The organism is Belliella pelovolcani (assembly GCF_900156785.1).
GTDB lineage: Bacteria > Bacteroidota > Bacteroidia > Cytophagales > Cyclobacteriaceae > Belliella > Belliella pelovolcani.
Genome location: NZ_FTOP01000012.1, coordinates 104,795 through 120,957 on the forward strand (window position 1 = coordinate 104,795; position 16,163 = coordinate 120,957).

The following is a 16,163-nucleotide window of genomic DNA, read 5'->3' on the forward strand; positions in this document are numbered from 1 at the left end:
TAATTTAATATTTCATTATGCTTACCGGTACAGTAAAATTCTACAACGACGCAAAGGGGTTCGGTTTTATCGTAGACGACGAATCTCAAAGCGATGTGTTTGTGCATGCGACAGGTCTATTAGACAAAGTAGCACAAGACGACAAAGTAACCTATGACGTGAAAGAGGGCAAAAAAGGCCCTAATGCTATAAATGTAAAAAAAGTATAGTCACAACCCAGCACTAGGTGAAAAGCAAAAGAGTAGCGATAGTTCGCTACTCTTTTGCTTTTGAAGTCTTTTATTTCCTTAAATTCTTCTGTTCAATACGACTCAGTTCTTTATTTAGTTTTTCTCTGGTAATCCACTCTCCTCTGATGACAATGGATTGAATCGCTTTTAATGCTTCTAAATCTTCTAATGGATTTCCTTCTAGCAAAACGAAATCTGCCGATGCTCCAGAAATCAATTCACCAAATTCACCCTCCTGCTCAAAGTATTTAGCCACATTGATAGAACCTGATTTTAAAATCTCTAAGGGACTAATCCCGGCTTCGGACATGGCAGCGACTTCATGATGAATGGAAAATCCCGGGACATTAAAAACCTGTGGAGAATCGGAGCTCATAATGATCGGGACACCATTTTGATGCAGTTGCAGCAATAATTCCTTCCTAAACTCCAAATATGGCAATACATTTTCTTCCTTTAAAATCTCTTGTGCTTCGAGCATTTTTTTCTGATTGACCCATTGCTGTACTTGTAAGCCCGGCATATATTTCATCTCAGGAGACAGACGAAATTCATCTGCTGGAATGTAACCAAAAAATCGTTCGAATAAAGTCAATGTAGGAGCAATCCATGCTTTTTGCTCCAGAGTCAACTCGATCAAAGCTGGTAGTTTATCCTTGTCAACATCCTTAACCAGCAACATACTGAAAGGTCCTGCAATCTGAGGATCTAGCTTTTCTTTATCAGCAATCAAAGCCTCAATGTAGCCATCCATATGTTCAATAGACCTGTATCCATTCAGTAAAGACTGCTCCAAACCAACATCTAAAGACACATGTCCACCAAATTTTATTCCTTTAGCTTTTGCTGTGGTACTGATTGCCATAAACCTAGGCATATCTAAGCCAGGATGCAGCTTCAAATGATCATAACCGGCCGCTGCTTGTTCGCTAACCATACGATTCCCTGCCTCAGCATCCACTACCGAATCACCATTCAGAGAAGGTCCCGCGGCAAATATTCTAGGACCTGTGATTTCCCCTTTGCTGATTTTCTCTTTGAGAACTAGGTGGGAAGGGTGTCCTATCATACCACGTACATTCAACACCCCATTAGCCAAATACAACCACATCACATCTTGCAGATAAGAGAAGTCTTCGGTATTGGTGGTTGGAATATGGGAATGCATCTCTGCTAGTCCAGGGATTACAAAAGCTCCATTTCCATCTATAATAGTGGTATTCCTATCTGTTGGAAGCCCTTGAAATTCAGGTGCTATCTGATGGATCTTATCTGCTTTTACATGGATATAATGACCCTTAAGAACCTGACCGGTTCGTACATCTATGATGTTAACAGAAGTAAAGATATGGTCCTGTGCTGCCAAATTTGAAAAGAACAGCAAGCATGTAATCAAACTGGAAATCCTGTATATTAGTGTATTCATAAAATGAAAATTTATAGAAATTGACTGAGTGCTTTACCTTGATCAAAGCCATCTTGGTTCAATTTAAGAATTTTAATTATTTTCATGAGTCAATAATCATTTTTCAATGACTATTCGAACAAGCAAAAAAGAGAAGAGACTACTACCTATTGAAAAATCTCTTAAAATAAATTAAAGTCATACTTATCCATGACAGAAGGGCTAACTTGGAGCAGTAAAATCTGCTATCTTGATAGAGAAAGATAAAATTATGATACAGTCCACAACAATCCAATCGGATAAATTTTATTCTAGAAAAGTAAGCGACCTTCACCATCGTAACTTGAGAGTTTGTCATACTGAAACTAAAATTTTTGAAGCAGCACAAATCATGGCAAAAGAGAAAATCTCTTGTTTGTTCATAGGAGAATCTGAACAAAATATCCAGGGATTTGTCACAGACATCACCTTAAGAGACGAAGTAATTGCTAAACAATTGGACCCGACTTTACCAATTGAATTAGTGATGGACAGAGGGATTGTAGCAATTTCTCAAGATGCTTTTTTATATGAAGCCCTTCTCTTGATGTTCCAGACCAAAACCAGATACCTACTCGTGAGAGATAAAGACGAATATGTGGGCTGGATCAGCAGAAATAAGATTCTCACCGAACAATCTCAGGGGCCTTTTATCTTTATCCAATCTGTCAAGCAAGCCATGGATGTATCGGAACTACGTGAAAAGTGGCAGCAAGTTCCTAAAATCATCCACCAACTCGTCACCAATGGATTGAAGGCTGAGATCATCAATCAAATCATCAGTACGGTATCTGACACTATTGCGCTTAGAGTCATTGAAAACACCATCCAAAAAGTAGGCCCTCCACCGGCCAAGTTTGTGTTTTTTGTCTTGGGAAGTGAGGGACGAGGAGAGCAAACTTTAAAAACTGATCAAGATAATGCCATCATTTACGAAGACAAAGCCAATGAACAGCGAGAATTGGTGAGAGCATATTTCTTGGATTTTGCAGAACGCGTATCAACAGATTTAGATTTTATAGGTTTTAGTTTTTGCCAAGGAGGACTGATGGCCAAAAACCCCAAATGGACGCATTCATTGAGTCATTGGAAAAGAAACTATGAAAGTTGGATCCAAGAGTCAACCCAGGAGACAGTCATGAAATATGCGACTTTTTTTGATTGCAGGGCTATCTATGGGGAATTCGGGATTTTGGATGAATTGAAGGAATTCATGGATAGGCAGCTACAGAATCCTACTGAGCGATTCTTTATGAATATGGGGACTAATTCTCTACAATTTGAACCTCCACTGACTTTTTTTAAAAACATCAGAACCTTCAAAATCGATGGGGAAAAGTTCTTCGATATCAAAAAGACCATGAGTCCAATCGTAGACTTGGCAAGGATATTTGCTCTGAAAAATAGAATTTTCGAGTCCAATACGGGATTAAGAATTAAAGCGCTACAAGAAGCTGGTGTGTTTACAGAAAAAGAGGCACAAGAGCTCAGTCACGCCTATTATTACCTGATGGCTTTGAGGCTTGAAAAACAAGCCTTTAGCATGATCGAGCACAGAAAATCTCCTGAAAATTTCGTCAAAATCAAGGAACTCACCAAAGTACAGCTCGTCACCCTTGTAGAAATCTTCAAGGTGATCAAAGAGTTTCAGTTGAAGATTAAAGTGGAGTTTACTAAAAATCTATTTTAATCAGTAAATCTCTAAATCATATTTAGATGACTTTTATCAGATTTTGAGGAAACTTTGATCAACGAAATTAGGGGCTTTTCTAAGGAAATTTGTGGGGTAATCCTAAAAAAAGATGAAAAGCCAACCAACCCTACTTCAAAAATATAATGTCCCTGCACCTAGGTATACATCCTACCCTACAGTCCCCCTTTGGGCAGATGATATGCAGGAAAGCAACTGGAAAGAATTGGTACGGATTGCTTATCAAGATTTCGGAGAAGATGAAGGCGTGACGCTTTACATTCATTTGCCCTATTGCGAGAGTCTCTGTACTTACTGTGGCTGCAACAAGCGGATTACAAAGAACCACGCTGTAGAAACTCCCTACATCGAAACAATCATCAAAGAGTGGCATGCTTACCTGCAGCTATTCGGTACATGCCCAAAGCTCGCTGGCATCCACTTGGGTGGGGGGACTCCTACTTTTTTTTCTCCCGAATCACTTCAACAAATGCTCGGCTATATCTTAGGCACCTCAGAACTGATGCAGCATGCAGCATTGAGCTTTGAGGGACACCCCAATAATACCACGAGAGCGCATTTACAGACATTATTTGATTTGGGTTTCAGGAGAGTGAGTTATGGTATTCAGGATTTCAATCTTGATGTCCAAAAGGCCATCCATAGAATACAGCCATTCGAAAAAGTCAAAGAAGCCACAGACATCGCAAGAGAGATTGGGTACGAATCTGTCAATTTTGACTTGATCTATGGTCTTCCTCACCAAAATATCGCTACAATCGAGGATACTTTTGCCAAAGTAGCTGAATTGAGGCCTGATAGGATCGCTTATTACAGCTATGCCCATCTCCCATCGGCATTTCCTGCTCAAAAAAGCTTTGAGCAATACCTGCCCAAAGAAACTGAAAAGAGAGCGCTTTATGAAAAGGGGAAGGAGATCTTGGCCAGCATGGGATATTTGGAAGTAGGCATGGATCACTTTGCTTTGGACGATGATCCACTCTATCAAGCCAAAATCAATAAAACCCTCCATAGAAACTTCATGGGCTACACCACTTCCCCTTCCAAAATCTTAATTGGACTGGGTAATAGCGCTATCTCTGATGTCTATTATGGCTATGCACAAAATGTAAAAGGAATCAATGAATACAAGGAGGACATTCAGCAAGGGGGTCTAGCTATCAATAGAGGACATGCTATGACCGCTGAGGATATTGCTACCAGAAACCTGATTCTCGATCTGATTTGCAATCAGTCCGCTCAATGGAATTATGATTTTTTTGAAAAAATCTCTGCTGATAATCTAGCGCAACTCCAGGTTTTCCAATCAGAAGGCTTGCTGCAATTTGATCAAGGTGAGATTCAAATTAAGGATGCAGGATTACCTTTTGTGAGAAATATCTGTACTACTTTTGACCTTCGCATGCAAGCCAAGCAAGACCAGCAGTTTGGGTTTAGTAAGGCTATATGAAACTATGTAAAAACAAAACTTTACCAGTAACAATAGAAATTATCGATTTAAGTTAGAATTGATATTAGGATATTAGGATATTAATAGATATTGATGAATAGCAACTGATTTAACCAACTAATTGATATGACTGGCAAAGAGGTGTATTTTCAAATAAAACATTATATCTCGCGAAGATTATGAAGGTTCAAAGTTATCAGCACCAACTTTATTCCCTTGGGTAGCAATCCAAAACTATTAAAAGTTTATCTAATGTCTTGAATCTTGTATCTTATATCTTACATCTCACGTCTTCACCCATCATCTACACATCGTAATCTCTACTTGCTCAGCACCATAATCAAATACTTGAAGCTTAGGACTGATATAATGAATACCTAAACCGAGTCCTCTGACTATAAAAAGTATGCCTATAAACATGGCAAAATAGGGTAAGGCTTTGGTGAATCGAGTTCTCCACTGCAGAGAAATTAGCTTTCCAGAAAGCATGATAACCATCAGCATGGGAATGGTTCCTATACCAAAGAAAAACATATACATCGCTCCTTCTATGGGGCTTTGGAGTGCCAATGATGCGATCAAAGCAATATACACCATCCCACAAGGTAAAAGGCCATTGAGTAGACCTGAAGTAAAAAAAGCAGTGCTACCCCCTCTTTTGAGGTATTTCCCAAGTTTGGATTTCAATTGATTGACTCCGCCAAAGAATCCTGATTGTGTGATCAAGCGCTCTGATCGCTTATAAAAAAATGCCATCAATAAAATCACAGCTCCCATCAAAATGGAAATCCATTGCTGAATCCCTGCCAAGGCTAATGAAAACCCAATAACTCCTATCAAGGCACCTAAAAAAGTGTATGTAAGTGTCCTTCCTAGATTATAGATGATTTTGTTTTTGAGAAAAGGGGATCTGTCTTTGGCTGATACAGCCAAAGCGATCGGTCCACACATACCCAAACAATGGAAGGAACCTAAAAAACCCAACAGGAAAGCCGTCCAAATCATTAAATATTGATTTGTTTTTCTTGATAATACGCCTTGCCTTGATCTTCCCAGGTTAGCTTCACTCTCCAATAGCCTGGCTTCAAAGCCCCAACATTTACTGCATTCTCAGCAGGATTGGCTATATCAAAATCAATCTTTTGATCTAACCGCGCGTCAGAAGGTCTGAAAAGATGTAGCGTCCCTTTGGCTCCAATAGGCAGGTTGAGCGCTACAATTTTTGCTTGTGTGTCGAAGGTCAATACCTCTTCTTCTAGCAAAGTCGCATTGATGATCTTTTCAATCTGATCTTGGTATTTGATTTCTTCTTCATAATAATTTTGTGTTACAAGATGAATATCATCCTGCTTCACGCAGATGGTCACCATACTGATCATGATGATCACAAATGCTGCTATGGTCAATACTATTCCTTTTCCCCAGTCCATGTTAGTTATTGGTTGATTTAGTGATTAGGTTGTTGAGTTATTAGTTATTAGTTGATTTAGTGATTAGAGTTGAATTGGTAATATCAACAAGTATCCAACTTGCCTGCGTCGGGCAGGGATCAATTAATAACTTGTCCGATACGGCGGATCAGAAGTTAGATAAATCGGAATATTGTAATGTTATTGGCATAGTTCCGTATATCCATAATATCCAAACTCAATATTTCTAGAATATATAATTCACTTATCTTATCGGCGCTATAAAGGTTGTTTTGATTTTATCTATAATTTCACCGTTTTGAAGCAATAGCAAAACCACCTTGTCTTGATTGGTCTTTACATCTTCCTGTTCTTTGACCAAGAAGAACCTCCCATCAAATTTACTCTGACTTTCCAAAGTCCAATTCTGATCACCTACAACTTCAATCTTGTAAGTAGGATCTTCTGGTCTTAACTCGATCAGCTGATCTTTGAAAGTTTTATTGATGAAAGATACCTCATACAAATTACTAATTTCTCCTGTATCTCTTTCCTGATAAGTCATTCCTCTAAATTTGGTCACTGTTGCGCTCAAGTCATCTCTTGTGGCAAGTAAGGTTATAAATACCCCTGTCAATATGACCAAAAGCAGCGTGTAAACCTTAACTCTAGTAGTGACCAACTTTTGTGTTTGCTTGAGAACGCTATTATCCGAGGCATAGCGAATCAAACCCTTTGGCCGATCTACCTTTTCCATGACTTCATCACAGACATCAATACAAGCGGTACAATTGACGCATTCCATTTGTACACCATTTCGGATATCTATTCCAGTAGGGCAGACTTGCACACAAAGTGTACAATCTATGCAATCTCCTTTGGGTAGCTCTTCTACTTTGTTTTTCCGAATCATTCCTCTAGGCTCTCCTCTGACATGGTCATAAGTGACATTGATTGAGTTGGCATCTAACAATACCCCCTGTAATCTACCATAAGGACAGACCACGATACACGCTTGCTCTCTAAACCAAGAGAATACAAATAAGAATATCCCAGTAAATGCCATCAAACCAATAAACCCCGAGATATGGGCAGAAGGAGGTTGGGAGACTATCTCCACCACTTGATCTATTCCGATCAGATAAGCCATGACTGTGTGTGATATCAGCAAGGAAATCAATAGAAAAACAGACATCTTCAAGCCTTTTTTCCAAAGCTTCTCACTATTCCATGGCATGGCATTGAGCTTGCGCTGTTGGCTTGCATCTCCTTCGATGAGATACTCGATTTTGCGGAAAACCATCTCCATAAACAGCGTCTGAGGACAAGCCCATCCGCAGAAGACCCGTCCAAAGACTGCTGTAAATAGAATGATAAAGATGAAGAAAATGAGTAAAAGGAAAATCAATATATGCGTATCCTGAGGCCAAAAAGCAGCCCCAAAGATGATGAACTTCCTTTCGAAAATATTAAAGAGCATATATGGCCTGCCATCTATTTTGATAAATGGCCCTATAAAAAGGATAGCCAACAGAACCCATGACAGGTAACTTCTCCAACGATAAAACTTACCAGATACCTTCTTAGGATAAATCCAGTTGCGCTTACCATCTTCTTGAACAGTACCTAGTGAATCTCTGAAAGACTCTGGGGTAATATTGCTTCCCTTGTTACGCATTTCGATCTATTTTATTGGTCTTCTTCAGGCACCATTTCGATTTCGTCCTCAGTCAGGGCATCAAGTGGCTCCTCAATAGCAGGTACATATTTCTCACCTTCAGGAGCTTTTGGATTTGCCGGAGTAGTCCCCTGAAGTGTCAAGATATAGCTGGAAACCTGCTGCATTTCTTCAGGGCTGAGTTGATCTTGCCATGGGATCATTCCCTTTTCGATTACACCGTATTTCACTACCGTGAAAATATCTTTGATACTTCCACCATGAATCCAATATTCATCCGTCATATTGGGACCTACTCCACCGCCACCATCAGCAGCATGACATGCTGCACAGTTGGCATCATAGATCTTTTTACCAGCTGTAATTGCAGGGCCAGAATTATCAAAAACCACGGAGTTTTCATCAATCATACTCAGCTGTTTGGATTTGTATTCTTCGATTTGAATTGCAGCTAGCGTAAGTTCTTGTTCGTATTCTTCGATTTGGGTCTTACCCAAGCCCAATACAGAATAGTAGGTGAAATAAACTACAGCAAAAGCAATGGTGATGTAAAATACACTTACCAACCATGGCGGCATGTGGTTATCCAATTCCACGATACCATCATAGCTATGATCTAGCATCATTTCTTTTTCTTCCTTGCCACCGACAGGTTTCATTTTACCTACAATGTACTTTTGCTTGAATTCAGCCCACCAGGATGGTTTCGAGGCAAGTTCTGGACTATCCTGCTTGAATACCGATACCATAAATGACATCAAGTATATCATCAAAATCAACAAGAGCACGATTACCCCTAATACCACGGCCAGAATGATCAAAAGGGTCAATTCACTGCTGTCCATTTTTTGGAGATTATTCACCCACTCAATATCCGTAGACTGGGCAAATGTCGGCAGGGTCAAAAACATCCCTACCAATAGAAGTAGTATTGATTTAAACTTTTTCATAGCCGCTATTTTTTGATGTTGCATCATCGAAAGGCAAATCTTTCATATGATTGATATATTTCTTATCTACCCTGATCACCCAAATGAACATCCCAACAAAGAAGATCACGAAGATCAACAAGCTGATGATTGGGTAGATTTCTATGTTCTCTATTGAACTTAAGATATCTTTTTTCATGTCTTTTTCTGATTAAGGGTTAGCAGCTGTAGTTTTCTTTATATCTGTACCCAATCTCTGTAAGTAAGCAATCAGAGCCACTATTTCAGAATTAGGAAGCACATCCACTCCTGAACCTTTGAGATTAGCTACGATTTTATTGGCTTGGAAATCCAAATCTTCATTGGCCTGTGCATCATAGCCTTCCGGATATGGTACCCCCAATTTTTGGAGCGTCCTGATCTTGGCTGGAATATCACTGTGATCCATGATATTGGTAGCCATCCAAGGATATGGAGGCATCAATGAACCTGGAGACATACTCGTAGGATCGACCATGTGGTGATAATGCCAGCTATCTGGATACTTGCCACCAACTCTATGAAGATCTGGCCCTGTTCGCTTGGAACCCCATAAGAATGGTCGGTCATAGACAAATTCACCCGCTTTGGAATATTCTCCATATCGCTCTGTCTCCGAACGGAATGGTCGGATCATTTGTGAGTGACAACCGACACAGCCATGTGATATGTATAAGTCTCTTCCTTGAAGTTCTAGTGGTGTATAAGGCTCTACACTCGTGATAGTAGGTACATTAGACTTGACCAGGATGGTAGGAATGATCTCTATCGCACCACCGATCAAAATAGCTACAGTAGCCAAAACAGTGAAGAAAATTGGTTTTCTTTCCCATGCTCTATGCCAGAATTCACCTTTCTCTTCTGTATGTGGAGCAAGTGCAGGAGCTTCATCCGTTTCTTCAGCCATGAATTTGCCTTGCTTGGCCGTCTTCACCATGTTATAAACCATCAAGAATGCTCCAGATAGGTATAATAGACCTCCAAAAGCTCTCAACATATACATTGGAACAATCTGAACAACCGTCTCTAGAAAGTTAGGATATACCAATCTACCCGCCTCAGAGAACTCTTTCCACATCAACGACTGTGTCAATGCCGCTACATACATTGGGAGCGCATAGAAAATAATCCCTATGGTACCCATCCAAAAGTGAGTTGTAGCCAACTTGGTTGAATACAATTTGGTGTTCCACATTTTTGGCCATAACCAATAGAGCATCGCAAAGGTGAAGAATCCATTCCAGCCTAGGCCTCCAATATGCACGTGAGCTACAATCCAATCAGTGTAGTGAGCAATCGCATTGACATTTTTCAGTGAAAGCAATGGTCCTTCAAAAGTCGCCATACCGTAGGCCGTCACAGCTACTACCATGAATTTCAAAACAGGGTCAACTCTCACCTTATCCCAAGCTCCTCTCAAAGTCAAGAGACCATTGACCATCCCACCCCAAGATGGAGCGATCAGCATCACTGAGAAAACTACGCCCAATACCTGCGCCCATTCTGGTAAAGCAGTATATAGCAAATGGTGAGGACCAGCCCAGATATACAAGAAAATCAGTGACCAGAAGTGGACAATAGACAATTTGTATGAATAAACTGGTCTATTGGCTGCTTTTGGCAAATAGTAATACATCAATCCCAAGAATGGGGTAGTGAGGAAGAATGCAACAGCATTGTGCCCATACCACCATTGTACCAATGCGTCTTGCACACCTGCATAAGCTGAGTAGCTTTTGAAGAATGATACAGGTAGTGCTAAGGAATTGAAAATATGAAGCACTGCTACCGTAACGAAAGATGCCAGGTAAAACCAAATCGCCACATACATGTGCTTTTCTCTTCTTTTGATCAAGGCACCGATCATATTGGCACCGAAGGCTACCCATACTACAGCGATCAAAATATCAATTGGCCATTCTAATTCGGCATACTCCTTAGAAGTCGTCAGACCCAAAGGAAGCGTAATAGCTGCCAAAAGAATGATCAACTGCCAGCCCCAGAAATGGAACCAGCTGAGTGCCTTGCTCCACATGGGTGTTTTGAGGAGTCTTGGCATTGAATAATAAATCCCGGCGAATATCGCATTTCCTACAAAAGCAAAGATCACTGCATTGGTATGCAAAGGTCTGATCCTGCCGAATGTAGTATACGGATTCCCTATGTTGGCTTCGGGAAGAAAAAGCTGGGTGGCAGCAATCACTCCGACCAACATCCCGACGATACCCCAAGCGATGGTGGCAACGCCGAAGTACTTTACGATCTTATTGTCGTAATTGAACGGTTCCATAGTTGTTCCTGACATACTTACTTCGTTTTAGTTGATGGTACTTTTTTATCTTTGGTTAATTTTTTGTTTTCAAATAGAATCCTGATCGCAGGCGTATGACTATCCTCAAATTGGCCACCTTTCATTGCTCTGAAAAAGAGGAAAAGAAAAGAGCCTGCGAGGATCAAGCTGATTGCGATCAATACAAATATGACTTCCATACTTACCAGATTTTTGATTTTAGTCCACGCTTATAAGCCAAATAATTGGTTGCTAGCGTAGTGAATATGACTACTGAAATACTGCTGATGGGCATCAAAATCGCACAGAAAACCGGGCTGACTAAGCCCTGCACGGCAAAGAATACTCCGACAGTATTGTATGTAAAACTCAGTCCAAAGCTGGCTTTGATGATCTTTCGACTTGTCTTGGCAAACTGTAGGAAGCTAGGTAGCTTTGGCATCACCTCAGCATCCATGATGGCATCAGAAGCTGGAGAAAAATTGGTAATCTTATCCGTGATCGCCACCCCTACTTGGCTGGCTCTCAAGGCTCCTGCATCATTCAACCCATCCCCTACCATCAAGGTGTTCAAACCACGCCTATTTAATTTTTCAATATATGCTAGCTTATCACTTGGGCTTTGATTAAAATTCATCAAAACATCATTACCAAAAATCCGCTTGAGATTAGCTCTTTCATGATCTTGATCTCCAGAAAGGAAATGGACATCCATTCCCATTTTTATTTCAGCTACTACGCGATCGATATCCTTTCTCAATCCACTCTGAATGAAGAAGTGACCAATCACTACCCCCTCTACCGAAAAAAAGACCACGTTTCCTCCTTCTCGCTCTACTAAAACTTGAGAATTCACGAAATCTGCTGACCCTAACCTGACTTCTTGGTTTTTATAAGTCCCAAGGAGACCTTGACCTGAAAATTCCTTCACTTCATCTATGACAACTGTCTTGACACCATCAAGCCAAGCATTGATCCTATTACTCAGCGCATGGGTAGATTGATTGACTAGCGCTTTGATGATGGATTTTGATTCAGGAGATAAGTCCTCACCCGAATAAGTTACTTTTGCTTGAGCAGGGGCAGTCAGCGTCCCTGTTTTATCAAATATGACAGTATCTACCTGTGCCATTTTCTCTATGACATGGGCATTTTTCAAATAGAACTTACCTTGCCCAAAAACACGTAATGTATTTCCTAGCGTAAATGGCGTAGACATGGCTAAGGCACATGGACAGGTGATGATCAAGACCGAAGTGAAGGATAAAACTGCCAGAGAAAGCTGCCCTTGATAAGCCCAGAAGATGAATGCCACCATTGCAATAAAAATCACTGTAAATGTAAACTTGCCCGAAATACGCGTTGCCAATGATTCTAAACTGTGCGTCCTTTCCTTTTCGAAAGAATCACTGTTCCATAAATCAGTCAAATATCCCTGTGATGGTGATTTTTGCACAGTCAAGGTCAGGGCTTTTCCTTTTTGCCTTCCGCCAGCGTAGATTAGCTCCCCTTTTTTCTTGACTACAGGAATTTCCTCTCCAGTCACAAAGCTGTAATCTATGTAAGCATTTCCCTCTAAAAGAATGCTATCGGCAGGAATTAACTCTTCATTTCTGACTTTGATGATATCACCTACATTCAATTTGATCAGCGGAATCACTTCTTCTTCCTCCTTGACCAACTTGGTCACAGCGACAGGGAAATAAGACCTGTAATCCCTATCAAAAGAAAGTGTATCGTAGGTTTTTTGCTGATAATATTTCCCAATCAATAAAAAGAATAACAAGCCCCCCAAGGTATCCATGTAGCCTTCATTGAGTAGAAAAAAAATATCGTAAAGACTGTAGAAAAATAAAGTAACAATACCTATTGCAATAGGAACATCCATATTGACAGCCTTATTTTTGACAGAAAGCCAAGCTGATCTATAATAGTCAGTAGCAGCATAAAAAAATATAGGTAGCGCAAGCAGCACATTCAGGTAATTGAAGGTTTTTTTGAACCCATTCCCAAGAAGCTCTGCTTCTGCAAAATATTCTGGCAAGCTGAATAGCATCATATTACCGAAGCAGAACCCTGCTACAGCCAGTTTTATGATTAGCTTTTTATCCGTTACATTTACTTTCTTCTTTTCAACATCTGCCAGATTGATAGTAGGCTCATAGCCTATTTTGGAAAGTAAAAGCACCACCTCCTTAAGGCTGATTTGGCTTTGTTGAAACTTGACCTGAACTTTCTTCTTGATGAAATCTACTCTTCCAGAGATAATCCCTGAATTAAGTTTATGGAGATTTTCAAGGAGCCAAATACAAGAAGCACAATGAATCAGCGGAATCGTAAATGTGATATGTGATTCTTCTTCATTTTGAAAATCAACGAGCTTTTTGATGACATCTTGATCATCTAGGTAATCAAATCGATTCTCCTTGCGAGAAGATGCTTTCTGAGTAAGCCCAGGCTGATCGGCAATATCATAGTAGGTACAAAGGTCATTTTCATTCAAAACTTCATATACCAACTTGCAGCCCGTACAGCAAAAATCCTTTTGATCGAAATGTAGGATTTCGTCCTGACAGGCTTCGCCACAATGATAGCAAGTAGTGGTCGCTTTGGAGCTATGAATTGTACTTTTTGACATATGCTGGGAACTCTAAAATAAGAATAACATGAGAAGAATCATATTTTACTATCTATTAATAAGACAAATAAAAAGATAACCGATTGTACCACATACCTCCTTTATAGAAGTGAAAAAGCACTTTTGCCAAATCTGCCTGATATTCTTTTGTAGTCACCAATAGAGTGCATTGATGCTTTACCGCATAAGACCAGAAGTCACCAATTCTAGAGAAGTTAAACTTGATAAATGAGGTCTCAAAGGTGCTGTTGCTGACCATCTGTATCAGTTCCTGCTCCTCCCTTTGCTTAGATTTGGGAATAAAAGAGGGCGATATAATGGTAGCTTTACTTTGCTTGATATTATCTTGAAACAATTCAATGAAATTCTTAATCAACCTTGCAGAAGCAGGTGTCCCATCATAATGGAAAAGCAAATGCTCTGTAGACAACTCTTCATCATACAAAAGAATCGGAACAGCACAGGGATTTTCTTGTAATCCCCGAGGGATCTCCATATCATGCAACCAATCCAACACTTCAGGTAAATGTGCCGTCATCAATGTTGGACCATTTTCTGGGCTACATTTTACAGAATGACCTGATCTTACATTTTCTTCTGTGAAATCTACTGGCAACCTCCCACAAAAATGTTTGGTGATAATTTCTTCTGGAATATTTGTTTTCACAACCTGTTGTACTTTCCCCTGCATAGCTTTACTCCTTATTTAGATTACAAAGCTAGCGGTGCTTAGATAGCAATTCGGTGACATTAAAAAGGCAGTAATATGATTAATGTCATGTTTTCCTTGCTTTGAAGAGGTAATAAAAATTGGCTGAACTCATTTTTATTGGCATCGTAAATAATAAATGTAAAAAATACACTAATTTTAAAATCCCCAAGTAACACGATCAAAAACCAATAATTAGACAATGAAAAGACTACAAAAGATATTTGGATTTTTAGCCTTCATGATGGCTATCCAAATCAATATCAATGCGCAAAATTTTCAATTCGATAACCCCATTGCTGAACAACGTGCCGACCCATGGGTGTATAAGAATAATGATGGGATATATTACTTGATAGCCACAGTACCTGAATATGACCGAATTGTCTTAAGAAAGGCAGCATCGATCAATGGTCTCAAACAATCTGAGGAGAAAGTAATTTGGACCAAACACGAACAAGGTGTAATGGGACAGCATATTTGGGCTCCTGAATTACACAAACTCAATGGCAAATGGTACATCTATTTCGCAGCAGGTGAAGCAGAAGATATCTGGAACATCAGAATGTGGGTTTTATCCAATGACTCAGATGACCCAATGCAAGGCACTTGGAAAGAAGAAGGTCAAATCATTACTAAGATTGATTCTTTTTCACTTGACGCAACTGTCTTTGAGCATAATGATAAAATGTACATGATTTGGGCTCAAAATGTAAGGGGTGGTGAGCATGGCACTGCGCTAGTAATGTCAGAGATGTCTTCACCTACCACTTTGACAGGCCCTGAAATAATTTTGACTGAACCAGAGTTTGATTGGGAAAGAGTGAAATATAATGTCAATGAAGGGCCTGCAGTCATCAAGAAAAATGGAAAGATATTCGTCTCCTATTCCGCTAGTGCAACAAACGAGAATTATTGTTTAGGACTATTATGGATTGATGAAGACAAAGATTTGATGAATCTGTCCAATTGGAACAAATCTCCTGGACCAGTATTTTATACTAATGAAGAATTAGAAAGATTCGGACCAGGTCATAATTCGTTTACAATTGCTGAGGATAACGAAACAGTCATCATGATATATCATGCAAGAGACTATAAAGAAATTCAAGGACATGAACTTTCTGACCCCAATCGTGCCACAAGAGCTAGAGCAATCAAATGGACTCCAAGTGGATTTCCAGACTTTGGTCAAAAGGTAAGAGATTAGTCTTAAATTAAGCTAAAGCTATTCTGTTTTTAACTACAAAGGTCTAAAAACCACATCAAGGAAAATACTATTATTTCCATCAAAAACCTTATAAAATAGGATACCCACAAAAAAAGACCACCCGAAACGGGTGGTCCTTTAATAAATCTACAGGTTAGGGATTTTTCAATACTACGCTGTAGCATTTATATCATCAATGTTATTTATTATATAATCAAATTCGAGTCTGTTTACTAGGTAAATATAACGTTTTATCGACAATTTTTCACCACTTGAATTTAATTTACAACTTAAAACACTGTTATCATTTGATTTGAAATTATTTATTTCTTCAACTTCAATTCTGTTCTTCTGTTTTCTTGGTGTTGTGCTTCTGTGCAGTCTCCGCAGTCGTGAATCGGTCTTGTCTTGCCAAACCACTCTGAG

At 39.6% G+C, this 16,163-nt stretch carries 14 protein-coding genes; 4 read left to right on the top strand and 10 right to left on the bottom strand.

The window, feature by feature from the left end; translation table 11 throughout:
- Nucleotides 1-17: 17 nt before the first annotated feature.
- Nucleotides 18-209 (top strand): cold-shock protein, encoded by a 192-nt coding sequence (locus BW935_RS13460; RefSeq protein ID WP_076502283.1) that lies wholly within the window; start codon nucleotides 18-20, stop codon nucleotides 207-209.
- Nucleotides 210-279: 70 nt separating this feature from the next.
- On the opposite strand, the gene BW935_RS13465 is transcribed toward BW935_RS13460, so the two are convergent.
- On the bottom strand, nucleotides 280-1,656 hold the full coding sequence (locus BW935_RS13465; protein ID WP_076502285.1) for an amidohydrolase family protein: 1,377 nt from the start codon (nucleotides 1,654-1,656) through the stop codon (nucleotides 280-282).
- Between the two features lie 250 nt (nucleotides 1,657-1,906).
- Between BW935_RS13465 and BW935_RS13470 the strand changes: the two genes are divergently transcribed.
- Complete coding sequence (locus BW935_RS13470; protein ID WP_076502287.1) at nucleotides 1,907-3,364, top strand: DUF294 nucleotidyltransferase-like domain-containing protein; 1,458 nt, start codon at nucleotides 1,907-1,909, stop codon at nucleotides 3,362-3,364.
- Between the two features lie 112 nt (nucleotides 3,365-3,476).
- Complete coding sequence (hemN, locus tag BW935_RS13475; protein ID WP_076502289.1) at nucleotides 3,477-4,835, top strand: oxygen-independent coproporphyrinogen III oxidase; 1,359 nt, start codon at nucleotides 3,477-3,479, stop codon at nucleotides 4,833-4,835.
- 300 nt (nucleotides 4,836-5,135) lie between these two features.
- Here the strand turns inward: hemN and BW935_RS13480 are convergent, their stop codons facing one another.
- The 9 genes from BW935_RS13480 to BW935_RS13520 form a co-directional block, all read right to left on the bottom strand.
- Nucleotides 5,136-5,840 (bottom strand): sulfite exporter TauE/SafE family protein, encoded by a 705-nt coding sequence (locus tag BW935_RS13480; protein ID WP_076502290.1) that lies wholly within the window; start codon nucleotides 5,838-5,840, stop codon nucleotides 5,136-5,138.
- Complete coding sequence (locus tag BW935_RS13485) at nucleotides 5,840-6,265, bottom strand: FixH family protein (protein ID WP_076502292.1); 426 nt, start codon at nucleotides 6,263-6,265, stop codon at nucleotides 5,840-5,842. The genes BW935_RS13480 and BW935_RS13485 overlap by 1 nt, the downstream gene beginning before the upstream one ends.
- 244 nt (nucleotides 6,266-6,509) lie before the next feature.
- Entirely contained in the window at nucleotides 6,510-7,922 is a 1,413-nt protein-coding gene (gene ccoG / locus BW935_RS13490) for a cytochrome c oxidase accessory protein CcoG (protein ID WP_076502294.1), read from the bottom strand.
- Nucleotides 7,923-7,933: 11 nt separating this feature from the next.
- Nucleotides 7,934-8,872, bottom strand: coding sequence for a cbb3-type cytochrome c oxidase N-terminal domain-containing protein (locus tag BW935_RS13495; RefSeq protein WP_076502296.1), 939 nt, complete (start codon nucleotides 8,870-8,872; stop codon nucleotides 7,934-7,936).
- The gene (locus tag BW935_RS13500; protein ID WP_076502298.1) at nucleotides 8,859-9,050 is read right to left on the bottom strand and encodes a cytochrome C oxidase Cbb3; all 192 of its coding nucleotides are present in this window, start codon (nucleotides 9,048-9,050) and stop codon (nucleotides 8,859-8,861) included. The genes BW935_RS13495 and BW935_RS13500 overlap by 14 nt, the downstream gene beginning before the upstream one ends.
- Before the next feature lie 12 nt (nucleotides 9,051-9,062).
- The gene (ccoN, locus tag BW935_RS13505) at nucleotides 9,063-11,195 is read right to left on the bottom strand and encodes a cytochrome-c oxidase, cbb3-type subunit I (protein WP_076502300.1); all 2,133 of its coding nucleotides are present in this window, start codon (nucleotides 11,193-11,195) and stop codon (nucleotides 9,063-9,065) included.
- Between the two features lie 2 nt (nucleotides 11,196-11,197).
- Nucleotides 11,198-11,380 (bottom strand): cbb3-type cytochrome oxidase assembly protein CcoS, encoded by a 183-nt coding sequence (ccoS, locus tag BW935_RS13510; RefSeq protein WP_076502302.1) that lies wholly within the window; start codon nucleotides 11,378-11,380, stop codon nucleotides 11,198-11,200.
- Nucleotides 11,381-11,382: 2 nt separating this feature from the next.
- On the bottom strand, nucleotides 11,383-13,818 hold the full coding sequence (locus BW935_RS13515) for a heavy metal translocating P-type ATPase (RefSeq protein ID WP_076502305.1): 2,436 nt from the start codon (nucleotides 13,816-13,818) through the stop codon (nucleotides 11,383-11,385).
- A gap of 55 nt (nucleotides 13,819-13,873) precedes the next feature.
- Entirely contained in the window at nucleotides 13,874-14,509 is a 636-nt protein-coding gene (locus tag BW935_RS13520; protein ID WP_076502308.1) for a hypothetical protein, read from the bottom strand.
- A 220-nt stretch (nucleotides 14,510-14,729) separates the two neighbouring features.
- Between BW935_RS13520 and BW935_RS13525 the strand changes: the two genes are divergently transcribed.
- Nucleotides 14,730-15,737, top strand: coding sequence for a glycoside hydrolase family 43 protein (locus BW935_RS13525; RefSeq protein ID WP_076502311.1), 1,008 nt, complete (start codon nucleotides 14,730-14,732; stop codon nucleotides 15,735-15,737).
- The last annotated feature ends 426 nt before the right edge of the window (nucleotides 15,738-16,163 follow it).